Below are 10,914 nucleotides of genomic sequence, written 5' to 3' on the forward strand. Positions count from 1 at the left end.
CGTTAGACCACTCGGATTGCTTATCCTCAATGCAGGTAAGAGCAAAGTCCCGAAAGGTTACTTTTTTGGTTTCAAGAGCTGTACGCTGAGCCTTTTGAGCAAGTCTAGTTGTCAGCGGGTTTTCACCTTTGGCAATTAAGGTTCTTGCTTCCTGAGCGATTTGCCGAGCCTCTTTGGGTAAAAGGTCTGGAAATGGACCGATTCCCAGCTCATGACGCTTGCCGTTGAAGGCGAATCTCAAAAGCCAGTATTTTGTTTCAGATGGCTTATAGAGTAACTGTAGCCCTCTAGTAAGCGAATCGGTATAGCGACCATGCTTTTTTAGGTTCAGTACGGTACGGTAATCTAAGTTTGTTGGCATTTTGCTTCCTTTCTATGTCCCACAGTTATTCCCACCGCTAACGCTTGGAATAAGCTGGATGGGGTTAGTGACCAATGTAGGAATTTAGAGAGGGTGATGCACTTACAACACTTAAGTGATGCGAGCTATTTTTAGAAAATTAGGCGGTTTGGGGCGTCTATTTGCCCATACTCCTATGCATAGCCGTCTAAAGCCTACATAGGGGTGATTCGACACCTCTTCCGCCAAGTCAATAGGTATTACAAGGGTTTGTGGCAATACAACACTCTTGTTACCAAAAGCGTTACCAAAACCGCCTTCGGGTGGTTTTATTTTGTCGGTTAACCCGATAAACACCGTAAGCGTCCGGAAACATGACACCTTCAAGACACTCAGTCTCATCTCGGCGTCTGCAATCCCCCCCGAAAGGTCCATTAAGTTCTGAATTGTTAAGCACAGTAGCCAACACATTCCATCCAACCAAAAGAAAAAGCCCCAAGATTTCTCAAGGGGCTTTGTTTAACTGGTGGGTCGGCCGAGATTCGCGCCTTACTGCTCACCATACTCCGAATCATTGGCGCTCAACCGCAGCAAAAAAATACCATACAAGACTAATGCTTTTCTTGTGATAAGCCTGTGTTTGTCGGCGAAATAGTACTTAGAGTGGATTTAAGGAGGTTGGACGTTACTGGGTTGAGCCCGGAATATGGCGTTAAATTTAAAAAAACGAAAAACATGGCAGATCCAATACAAAGGGCTCCCATTGTTAGAGAAATTTTCATTGCCCTGGGGCTCTTCAATTGAAGAAGCCCAACTGTAAACAACAGTAAAAATGAAAGAACAAAAATGGATGGCCACCTAGCAAAAGTGGTGCCCTCATACGCCAAGGATGATCTAACAAGTCTCTCATGTTGCAGGATGTTCATTGAAGATTCAAGGCGATTGGTAATCAAGCTGTGTTGATTGGGTTCCATTGCAATGGCGTTTGTTATTTTATTCAAAGCTTCAAATTCTGGCGATGCAATCTTATGCACCATGGGCGTTTTAGCTTTCATGGCTGGCCATTCTTTATCTACAACAGCAGTCACGTAATTATTGATTGCTTCAGTCAGTCTCAACTTATCTTGAGGCGCAAGATTTGTTGATGTAAGTGCAAGAGTTCTTATTGCGCCAGATTCATTTATTAGGCTTAGGTTTGCTGAAACATGGCCATCCCATATTCCTGCGGCTAAGGTTGAAACTGCCAGCCCAAAAAGAAAGGCTGGTATGGTGATAAACGAGACAATAATCCCTTCGGAGGCTTTGAGCCATTCTGAAATAGGTGACTTATTAAGAATCCAATAAATTAAGGAAACCGCTAAAGCCCCTAAGGCGATGCTGAAGCCTATAAAGTGAAAATTCTGAATTAATAAGTCGATCATCAAGCCTCTCCATAATTTATTTAACTATGCGCCACTTCGTAATAATAACGGTACAAACTTTTTTATTACCCCCGCCAGCCCCCATTCCAATGATCCTTGTTAGATGGAGGCTTTTATTGCCAGCTCTAAACGGAATAAATTTATTCGGCGCCTAGTAGCGGGACGTTTAATTTAAAATGCGATTATTTAAAGTGATATCAATTCCAAAGATAGAAATATGAGAAGAAGCCTCGCGGTAATACTTGCCGCATTTGCTCTAAATGCCTTTTCCAATCCAGAAAAGTCTGTTACGCAAGTTGAAACAGGCTATATCCAGGGTGCCACTGAGTACAACATGAATGTATTCAAAGGCATTCCTTATGCAGCACCTCCAGTAGGTGACTTGCGCTGGCGTCCACCGCAGTCTGCAGCTTCATGGAGTGGAATACGAGATGCATCTAAATTCGGTAATTCATGCCCGCAGCCAAACTTGAAAAATGAAAATAAAGACCTTGGATTGCCAGGTAACGAGGATTGTCTAAATCTCAATGTGTTCACACCTCAGAATCCTGGTAAAGACCTCCCAGTTATGGTGTGGATCCATGGAGGTGCTTTGCAGATAGATGGCTCTAGAGACCCGCTCTACACGCCAATTAACTTAGTGAAAAATGGCGTTATTGTCGTCACCTTTGATTACCGCTTGGGCTCTCTAGGTTTTTTTGCTAGCATGGAGCTTGTTGAAGAAGCAAAAGCCAAGGGTGAGCCAGTCGGTAACTACGGCACGATGGATCAAATTGCTGTACTCAAGTGGGTCAAGCGCAACATTGCAGCTTTTGGGGGTAATCCAAACAATGTAACTATCTTTGGCGAATCTGCTGGCGCACGAAGCGTTACTTGGTTGATGGTTTCCGATGCAGCTAGAGGCCTATTCCATAGAGCGATTGCAGAGAGTGCACAGCAAAGTCCCATCAGAGGCTTAACTGAGAAGCGTCTTGGATTACCTCCGGCAACTGAGATTGCCGAAAAATATATGGCGACCCTTGGAGTGAAGTCTTTAAAGGAGCTCCGGGGTTTACCTACCGAAAAATTGGTCCTCACTGTAGCCGAACAAAAAGCAGGGGAGTTTGGTGGATCTATGATTGACGGCCAAATTCTCAAAGGTGATCCTGTTCCTCTGTTTATGTCGGGCGAGCAGGCTAAGGTGCCTTTTATGATTGGCACCAACTCATGGGATGCAAGCCTCTTTGCTTTTAATCAGCCCCCTCTAGATGCGCTTGCAAAGGCATATAAAGAGGATCCAAAAGTGATTAACCAGCTGTATAGCAATATTCCAGAAAAGTGCACCGTATCAGCCGATTTGATGGGCGATATGTTGTTTCGTGCGAGCACTAAATTCTTGGCGGATAGCATGAATGGTGTTGCGCCTGGATACGCTTATTATTTTGATTACTTAACTAAGAATATTCGTCCAGCTTATCCTGGCGTTCCCCATGCGTTCGAGATTAGTTTTGTATTTGGAAGTAACGCATTTACCAATCAAGCGCCTAGGGTACCTGAGTCATCAGGAAGCCGCTGTGCACGAATTGAGAATGCGATTTCCGAAAATAAAAAGGGTGGTGTTTGGCCACAATATTTCTATCCAATTACTGATAAAAATGATCCGCAAGATATCACCATATCTGAAAAGATGTCTGCAAGTTGGGCGCAATTTGCCAAGACTGGCAATCCTAATGTAGAAGGCCAAACTAATTGGCCAACCTACAAGCTCAAAGATGACGTTATGAGAGCTTTTTCTCCAAATGCTGAAATAATTAAAGGCATGCTGAAGGATCGCGTTGATTATCAGATGTCAAACTTAAAGAAATTGTTTGATATGAAGTAGTCCTGATATTAAATATTCCAACTCATTAACTTCTTAGGTATTAAATGAACTTTATCAAAAGATTTTCCGTTTCCATATTCTTGCTTGTTGCAGGCATTGGAGTTTCCTATGCGCAATTTGGCGCGAGTCAAACTAAGGCTCAGCAACAAGAGGCTGTCCTAAAAACAAATGACGACATTTTGAAAAGGCTTTATCAGGCTGAGCCGAGGTCTAAAGCATTGATCGAAAAATCTCCGGGCTATGCGGTCTTTAGTAATTTTGGAATGAAGATTTTTATTGCAGGTGGTGGCTCAGGCAAGGGGGCTGTATATCAGGCTAGCCCCAAAAAAGTTACGTATATGGATATGGTTGAGATTCAGGCTGGGCTTGGATTGGGTATTTCATCATTCCAAATCGTATATATATTTCAAACACCCGAGGCAATGAACGACTTTGTTAACTCAGGCTGGACTTTTGGTGGGCAAGCATCTGCAGCTGCAAAGTACCAAGATCAGGGCGGTTCATATCAGGGTGCCCAGCTCGTGGCCCCTGGTATATTGGCTTATCAGCTGATTGATTCTGGATTGGCTATTGACATTGCTGCTAAGGGCACAAAGTATTACAAGGATGGCGACCTAAATTAAGTAAAGCCCGCTTGATTGCTTTGTATGCCACCCAAGGGGTGGCATTTTTATTCATCGCGCGTCAGAAAGTTTTTGGATTAAGCCATCATGGCTAATCTATGCTGATTCTTATGCAAAGAGGCTAAGTGTGTATTGAGCCTTTCTTTCCGGCGGAGATAACACCATGAGCCTAAGTCACCTCTTCCGCCATATACGACAGCAGAGCCCCTATCCACGGGGCTCTTTGTTTTTGAAGCTCTTCTACCCACCACTCTACCTACCACCAAAGCATTATCTTGGCCTACCCCTTGATGGTATCTGAGATGCAAGCTTAGATGAAAATTTCAACTATGTCCTTGCCAGAATTTTGATTAATTCGGGACTGCAAATATCATCAATGTGCCTAAAGGCTAACGAGGCTCCCTGAATTTGATCCGCAGGAATTCCAAGGCTTTCGAAGTGTGTTTTCCACTGCCTTATTACACGCCATACGCGATCGATAATGGAGCTTGCTTGCTGTGCAGATAGGCCAAAGCGCTCTTTAGCCCCGTAGGCATTGTCTAGGGTTGCTAGTTTGCCTTGAGGTCCAACGCTTAGGTGTTGATAGCGCTCGTTTGCGATAACTGCATGTGGCATCACATCGTAGAGTGGACTCAGGCTCCAGCCTCTATATTCCTGATTCCATAAAAAGGCATGATTGCGTAGATGATCATCATCGTTGCTCACAAAAATATTAAAGATCATGCGTGCATAAAGCTCTTGAACATCTGATTTGACTGTTTGAACTACGCAATATCTTCGGATGGCATCTGCAATATCCATATAGCTTTTTGTATTAGACTCTGATTCGTGGCAAGCAACGAGGGTGAGGGCGCTAACGACATGATGACGAATCTCTACTGGCCGGGCTGAAGCGGTCCAAGAGCGATCAAAGCGTTTGACCATTAATACCTTTTTCTTGCCGACTTGCTCTAATTGAGTTTGAGTTACATTTAGGCCTGCCAATTCTGCAAGCTTGAGAGTGGCGTATTCAATGCTCGGCACATCTAAAGCGCCATCATTACTGCCTGGGAACTTAGCCATCCATAAAATGTTGTCATCATCACGAACGCTTGCCTTTGGGCGCATACCCCCAAGGCCGCTACCCACAATTAAAATTCTGGATAACGCTTCTGATATCGGTAAGCCAGCCTCAATCTTTTGCGCACCCTCTAGTACGTAAGATAGATTGTGAATACTCTCGTGTACAGGGCGCTCTTCTTGATCTAAGGAGGATCGAATATCTAAAGCCCCAATGCGATCGCTACCAGCCTCTAGTAGATAGGTTGATTCTGGCAGGCTATTGGCTGGAACCTTAAGCCTAGCTTCAATCACTCTTCTTCCCCATGAATCAGGAGTGGCATCACGAATCCCACCAAACGCTTCTAGGCCATTTGGTGGAACGAGGCGCTTGCCTTTGATTTCGCTTTTATTTTTAAGGCTAAGGGCGACGGGATCAATTTCTTGTGCGTTGCCCCTATCTAAATAGCGTAAGCCATAAGCAAATGAAGAGGCAATGAGTTTTGAGCCTTCTTCATCCACTTGCAGTTGACCTGCTGGTAAAAATTGCCCATCAAGGTTGGCAAAGACAAACAGGTCTTTAGTGGTGTTTGCCATCAGAAATCAAGCGCTTTCATTTCAGATGTACTTAAGTCACGAACGCGTTGTGGGCGCGAACGACGCTCCAAGGCAGCGATCGCTGGATCATTGCCGCTTAAGAGTTGCAGTAAGGTGATGCCTGGAGCGATTGCATCTAAGTAACGCAGGAGCGCACCAATGGCAACGCCAGGATCGCCTTTTTCGATGCGCTGGGCGGTTGCACGAGATAAACCTGCACGAACCGCAGCCTCACTCTGGCGAACACGACGCGCAAGACGCAAAGTAACAATGCGTTGTGCAATTTCAACGGACTGGTCAAGCTGCTTTGATGCTAGGGCTAGTTGTTGATCTACTCGCATAGTTGCCTCGTGCATTTGGTTAAGCGAGGCCCTAATTTACCTGTTTAGACATTATTAGTCAATAAAAATTACTCATAAATAAATCCTTAATTTATATAATGACTCTTTTATAAGTATTTTTTAATTTTATCTGGGAGGAGTAATTGAGCTAAATTGCCTCTAAGGGTATTTAAAAGCAAGCATTCAAGGGGCTCATTTTGAAGTGATCTCGTCTACATTGATTGGATTGCGACTCTTAAAACCCTGACGCGTTCAGCATGTTTGCTCAAAAGGAGTCACTTTTAGGAGGTAAAAACGCTCGAGAGAAGTCTTTAACCCCAGGCTGGAGCGGTGGTGATTGCCAATACACACATTGCGCTCGCCTTGCAAAAATCACCATGATCAGAGTGGTAATTCTGAATGAGGATTTATTGTTATCCAATGCCAACTTAAATCCATTAGCGTAACTGAAGCAATGCATCCAGGTTGAGGCTAGAGATTTTTATTTCCATAATTTTCAAGAATAAAGCCTCAGTTACGAGGCTCGTATGTTGTTGGCCTTTAGTGGGCTTGATCAACCTTTTCTTGAATGAAAGATTGAACTTGCTCTATCGTCCAAAATGACGATCTTCCAATTTTGATGGGTTTTGGAAATTCACCTTTTTGCACCATAAGCCAAAATTTAGACTTTGACACTGGCATCACCTTGAGAATCTGGGGGATTCTCATTAGGGTGACTGGCGGAATTGGAGATTGATTGCTATTCATTAGATTTACCTTTTAGATTTGATTGAAAAAATTTGGCTAAACTTTTTAGTCGCCACTCTCAAATCTAGTTGACTAATATTTCAATGTAATGAAGTGTAATAAGACCCTTTTTATTGCAAGGCTACATGAGTTGATTTCGGTGTACTGAGTGGGTGCGACACCCGAATTTGGTGTATTGATGACGCGCTTAAGATATGACAAGATTGATCGCAAGCTACTTTGGTGTTTATTTACTGATGTCACTTTGTTACGATCTAAATCATTCTTACTTTATGACATAACGTTAGCCCTATGACGAATTAACTTTATATAGAAAAACTAGTTAAGCAAGGGCTCTAGAAAATTTACTTTGTTATTGTGGTGATATTTACTTTGTTATTCGCCTCAATATACTTAAAAAGTAACATGTATTTATGGGGTTAGAAAGAATGTTGTTCAATTAAAAAATGTAGCAATGTGCTGTTTTTGGTAATTAGGTTAATCTAATCGAAGCGGTAGTGAAACATGTTGATTGTCCTTTCTTATATTGGTATTGCTTTGGCGTCCTTAACGAACTTATAAAGTTGATGTTGTCTTCGTAACATTTCAAAGAAAAGTCGCAAGGTATTTAATGCATCATCATCAGCGCGGTGCGGCCTGCCATTGAAGTGAAGCTTCATACTGGCCAGAGCAGAGGATAGTCCGCCGCTTGGTTTCTTACCTATGGCTAGCATGTGTAAGGTGTACCAAGTCTTAACATCAATCCAGCGGCGTCCAAAGTGCGGAAAGGAAATGCCTCGTTCTTGAAATTCAGACTTCAACTTTGATGAGTCGCCCACTCCCCATGTAACTGGATTGATAAAGCAATTTTGATTTTTGAGAATGCTGCTAAGTTCCTGCGCAAGTGCTTCATGAGTGATTGCGTGGTCAGCAATATTTATATTGCTGATACCGGTTAATTTGGTGATGAACTCTAATATGGGCTCTTGTGGATCTAAAAGCCATGTATGGGTTTTTAAAGACTGGTTGATAAAGTCTTCATAATTTCCAAATGCAATACCCACTTGAATAATTTTTGGATTCTCTGTTGAATTATCTTGAGCGTTATTGAGTTCAAGATCGAGTGCGAAGTAGCATTGTTTTTGATTCATTGATTTGGTACTTATTTAAATGAGATAGTTGAGCAATGTAAGCTCTGGCTGAGTGACAGTCAATGCGGCTGAATAATTCCTTGTAGGATCGCATGGTTAATTAATTAGATACACTCATGTGCTCAAGATCAATCCAATCTATTTTTTATAAAAAGTAAAGTTAATTTTTATTAGGCTCCATGTACTAAGCGACCTACATCTTGAGTTCGCAGATTTCTATCCCATTCCAGTAGATTCTGATGTTGTGGTGTTGGCTGGTGATATCGCAACGAAATCTGGCGGCATGGCTTGGGCGCGAGATGCTTTTCCAAATCAAGAAATTATTTATGTTGCTGGCAATCATGAGTTTTATGGTACTCAACGACTAGAGATGCTTGCAAAACTGTATGAACAGAGTGCTATGTATGGAATTCATTTTTTAGACGATGGAGCAGTCGAGATTCGGGGTGCTAATGATAAAAAGACTACCCGTTTTTTGGGGCTACTTTATGGACCGACTTCCGCTTGTTTGGGGATGCATTAAAAGATAAATGCATGATGTACGGCGAAATGTATCTGAATGACTTCAGAAGAATTGGCGATGGAGCGATTAGTTTTTCTACTGGGAAATCTATTGAACTGCATGAGGAATCACTGGCTTGGCTGAGATTGGCATTAACCCACCCCTTTGATGGCAAGACTGTTGTGATCACACACCATTTGCCATCGATGTCTTCGGTGGCACAACGGTATAAAACCGATTTGTTATCAGCCTGTTTTGCATCGGAGCTATCTCATTTATTCGGCGAGATGTCGGTTTGGATTCATGGTCATACTCACGATTCTTGCGACTATGAAATGAATGGTACTAGGGTGGTGTGCAACCCTCGTGGATATGTTCGCTCTAGCCATGCAGAAAATCCTCGGTTTAATCCTTCTTTAATCATCCAGGTCTAAGGGGATATAAGAGGTCTTGGTCATAAATCTTCCTTTTTACTATTTATAAGTTGTAATAGTAATATACAATTTTTATATTGTTATTTAATGTTACAACTTTCATATTGTATTCAAAGTGAGTCTGGAGATATTAATGAATTATCCAATTCAAACCCTAGATAGCCTGAGCTTGTTTATTAGAGCCTTTCGAAAGCAAAAGGGAGTAACTCAGGCTGATATGGCTGAAAAACTCGGAATTAGTCAGCAAGCCTATGCGCGCTTTGAGGGCAATCCACACTCAGCCACCTTTGAGAGATTGTTTTTAGTCTTACGGATTTTGGATGTCAGCGTATCAATGGAGCAGATCATGAAAGGCTCAAAACAACTCAAAGTTAGCCCAGAGTCTGGATCAAAGGAGATTTGGTAATCATGGTCACTCGCTCAAAATCAAGAGCGCTCAGCATTTGGATGAATGGCGTTCAAGTGGGCACTTGGCAATTAACAAGGCAGCTTGAGACCTTCAATTATTCTGATGAATGGATTTCGCGGGAGTGTGCGAGACCCTTATCACTGTCGCTTCCTTTCTTGCCAGGTAATGCGTCGCATCAAGGCGATCTTGTTAATCATTATTTTGACAATTTATTGCCTGATAGCGATGTGATTCGTAGACGTCTAGCGAGTCGTTATCAGTCAAAAAGCTTGGGTGCATTTGACTTACTATCTCAGCTCGGCCGTGATTGCGTTGGTGCTGTCCAACTTTTGCCAGAGGGTGAGCTGCCAGCAGGAATTCATCAAATTCAAGGTCGGGCATTGAGTAATGAGGAGATTGCGGATCGCATTCGTCACGTCTCCTTGGATTCGGTTTTCGGGCAAGCTGCTCCAAGCAATGATCTAAGCCTATCGATTGCGGGTGCCCAAGAAAAAACTGCACTACTAAAGCACGATGGGCTCTGGCACCTGCCTAAAGGCAGCACACCAACTACGCATATTTTCAAGCTGCCCTTGGGTTTGGTTGGTCATATGCGTGCTGACATGCACACATCGGTTGAGAATGAGTGGCTCTGCTCCAAAATTATGACTGCGTATGGCATTCCAACTGCTTCCTGTGAAATCAAGTATTTTGAAGATCAAAAAGTATTGATCGTTGAGCGCTTTGATCGGAGATCATCTGCGGATGGGCAGTGGATTATTCGCCTTCCCCAGGAGGATTTTTGTCAGGCAATGGGCGTATCCCCAATGAATAAATACCAGGCAGATGGCGGTCCGAGCATCACATCGGCCATGAAGTTATTGTTAGGCTCAGTAAACGCAGAGCAAGATAGAATACATTTTTTCAAAACGCAAATTATTTTTTGGCTATTAGCTGCTACAGATGGCCATGGTAAAAACTTTAGCATTGCACACCTGCCGGGCGCACAATATAAAGGGACTCCAATTTATGATGTATTGTCGGCGCATCCAGTGATTGGTTTTGGAGCAAATCAAATAGCGCCCCATAGAGTTAAGCTAGCAATGGCTGCGCGCGGCTCGACCAACCACTACCTGTTAGATAAAATTCACCGCAGACACTGGTTATCCCAAGCTCAACAAGCTGGCCTTGGTGCTGGTGTAGCGCAGCAATTAATTGAAGAAATTATTGAGATGACTCAGTCGGTAATCAATCAGGTGAGATCAACGATTTCAGAGCCATTTCCAATGGCTATGGCTGAGTCTATTTTTACGGGCATAAAAATGCAGGCTCGCAAGTTAGCTTCCCGAATTGAGTCTTAGTATTAAAAACCCCAGCAATCACTTGCTGGGGTTTTGTCTTTCTAGTAACTAGAAATTGTTGCTTGATTACTTCTTAGCAGCTGGAGCTGTTACTACAGCAGCAATAGCTTCTGTGTAAACCACTTTTACTT

Annotated in this window: 13 protein-coding genes; 7 read left to right on the forward strand and 6 right to left on the reverse strand. The window is 43.0% G+C overall.

Annotated elements, in window-relative coordinates; genetic code table 11:
• On the reverse strand, positions 1-361 hold a 361-nt coding region (locus tag B7X71_RS07645; RefSeq protein ID WP_293600465.1), incomplete at its 3' end, for an Arm DNA-binding domain-containing protein.
• A 590-nt stretch (positions 362-951) separates the two neighbouring features.
• Positions 952-1,761 carry a DUF4239 domain-containing protein gene (locus B7X71_RS07650; protein ID WP_293600466.1) on the reverse strand — a complete coding sequence of 270 codons (810 nt, stop codon included), beginning with the start codon at positions 1,759-1,761 and terminating at the stop codon, positions 952-954.
• A gap of 217 nt (positions 1,762-1,978) precedes the next feature.
• Between B7X71_RS07650 and B7X71_RS07655 the strand changes: the two genes are divergently transcribed.
• Positions 1,979-3,622 (forward strand): carboxylesterase/lipase family protein, encoded by a 1,644-nt coding sequence (locus B7X71_RS07655; RefSeq protein WP_293600467.1) that lies wholly within the window; start codon positions 1,979-1,981, stop codon positions 3,620-3,622.
• A 44-nt stretch (positions 3,623-3,666) separates the two neighbouring features.
• Positions 3,667-4,245 (forward strand): YSC84-related protein, encoded by a 579-nt coding sequence (locus B7X71_RS07660; protein WP_293600468.1) that lies wholly within the window; start codon positions 3,667-3,669, stop codon positions 4,243-4,245.
• 327 nt (positions 4,246-4,572) lie between these two features.
• Here the strand turns inward: B7X71_RS07660 and B7X71_RS07665 are convergent, their stop codons facing one another.
• On the reverse strand, positions 4,573-5,880 hold the full coding sequence (locus B7X71_RS07665) for a type II toxin-antitoxin system HipA family toxin (protein WP_293600469.1): 1,308 nt from the start codon (positions 5,878-5,880) through the stop codon (positions 4,573-4,575).
• Positions 5,880-6,236: a helix-turn-helix transcriptional regulator gene (locus B7X71_RS07670; RefSeq protein ID WP_293600470.1), complete on the reverse strand. Its 357-nt coding sequence runs from the start codon at positions 6,234-6,236 to the stop codon at positions 5,880-5,882. The genes B7X71_RS07665 and B7X71_RS07670 overlap by 1 nt, the downstream gene beginning before the upstream one ends.
• 242 nt (positions 6,237-6,478) lie before the next feature.
• On the opposite strand from B7X71_RS07670, the gene B7X71_RS07675 reads away from it, so the two are divergent.
• The gene (locus tag B7X71_RS07675) at positions 6,479-6,667 is read left to right on the forward strand and encodes a hypothetical protein (protein ID WP_293600471.1); all 189 of its coding nucleotides are present in this window, start codon (positions 6,479-6,481) and stop codon (positions 6,665-6,667) included.
• A gap of 94 nt (positions 6,668-6,761) precedes the next feature.
• On the opposite strand, the gene B7X71_RS17890 is transcribed toward B7X71_RS07675, so the two are convergent.
• Both B7X71_RS17890 and B7X71_RS07680 read right to left on the reverse strand, forming a co-directional pair.
• The gene (locus B7X71_RS17890) at positions 6,762-6,968 is read right to left on the reverse strand and encodes an AlpA family phage regulatory protein (RefSeq protein WP_363926821.1); all 207 of its coding nucleotides are present in this window, start codon (positions 6,966-6,968) and stop codon (positions 6,762-6,764) included.
• A gap of 521 nt (positions 6,969-7,489) precedes the next feature.
• Complete coding sequence (locus tag B7X71_RS07680; RefSeq protein ID WP_293599984.1) at positions 7,490-8,098, reverse strand: 3'-5' exonuclease; 609 nt, start codon at positions 8,096-8,098, stop codon at positions 7,490-7,492.
• A gap of 169 nt (positions 8,099-8,267) precedes the next feature.
• On the opposite strand from B7X71_RS07680, the gene B7X71_RS07685 reads away from it, so the two are divergent.
• The 4 genes from B7X71_RS07685 (at position 8,268) to B7X71_RS07700 (ending at position 10,783) form a co-directional block, all read left to right on the forward strand.
• Positions 8,268-8,621, forward strand: a complete 354-nt coding sequence (locus B7X71_RS07685) for a metallophosphoesterase (RefSeq protein WP_363926822.1) — start codon at positions 8,268-8,270, stop codon at positions 8,619-8,621.
• An 11-nt stretch (positions 8,622-8,632) separates the two neighbouring features.
• A complete protein-coding gene (locus B7X71_RS07690; protein ID WP_293599306.1) occupies positions 8,633-9,034 on the forward strand; it encodes a hypothetical protein in 402 nt (133 codons plus the stop codon).
• Between the two features lie 133 nt (positions 9,035-9,167).
• A complete protein-coding gene (locus B7X71_RS07695; RefSeq protein WP_293600473.1) occupies positions 9,168-9,440 on the forward strand; it encodes a helix-turn-helix transcriptional regulator in 273 nt (90 codons plus the stop codon).
• A complete protein-coding gene (locus tag B7X71_RS07700) occupies positions 9,440-10,783 on the forward strand; it encodes a type II toxin-antitoxin system HipA family toxin (protein ID WP_293600474.1) in 1,344 nt (447 codons plus the stop codon). Before B7X71_RS07695 ends, B7X71_RS07700 begins: the two co-directional genes overlap by 1 nt.
• The last annotated feature ends 131 nt before the right edge of the window (positions 10,784-10,914 follow it).

The organism is Polynucleobacter sp. 39-46-10, assembly GCF_002282275.1.

Bases quoted from the DNA above. Each gene is read 5' to 3' on its own strand.
- B7X71_RS07650 (WP_293600466.1), bottom strand. From the start codon at position 1,761: ATGATCGACTTATTAATTCAGAATTTTCACTTTATAGGCTTCAGCATC.
- B7X71_RS07655 (WP_293600467.1), top strand. From the start codon at position 1,979: ATGAGAAGAAGCCTCGCGGTAATACTTGCCGCATTTGCTCTAAATGCC.
- B7X71_RS07660 (WP_293600468.1), top strand. From the start codon at position 3,667: ATGAACTTTATCAAAAGATTTTCCGTTTCCATATTCTTGCTTGTTGCA.
- B7X71_RS07665 (WP_293600469.1), bottom strand. From the start codon at position 5,880: ATGGCAAACACCACTAAAGACCTGTTTGTCTTTGCCAACCTTGATGGG.
- B7X71_RS07670 (WP_293600470.1), bottom strand. From the start codon at position 6,236: ATGCACGAGGCAACTATGCGAGTAGATCAACAACTAGCCCTAGCATCA.
- B7X71_RS07675 (WP_293600471.1), top strand. From the start codon at position 6,479: ATGTTTGCTCAAAAGGAGTCACTTTTAGGAGGTAAAAACGCTCGAGAG.
- B7X71_RS17890 (WP_363926821.1), bottom strand. From the start codon at position 6,968: ATGAATAGCAATCAATCTCCAATTCCGCCAGTCACCCTAATGAGAATC.
- B7X71_RS07680 (WP_293599984.1), bottom strand. From the start codon at position 8,098: ATGAATCAAAAACAATGCTACTTCGCACTCGATCTTGAACTCAATAAC.
- B7X71_RS07690 (WP_293599306.1), top strand. From the start codon at position 8,633: ATGATGTACGGCGAAATGTATCTGAATGACTTCAGAAGAATTGGCGAT.
- B7X71_RS07695 (WP_293600473.1), top strand. From the start codon at position 9,168: ATGAATTATCCAATTCAAACCCTAGATAGCCTGAGCTTGTTTATTAGA.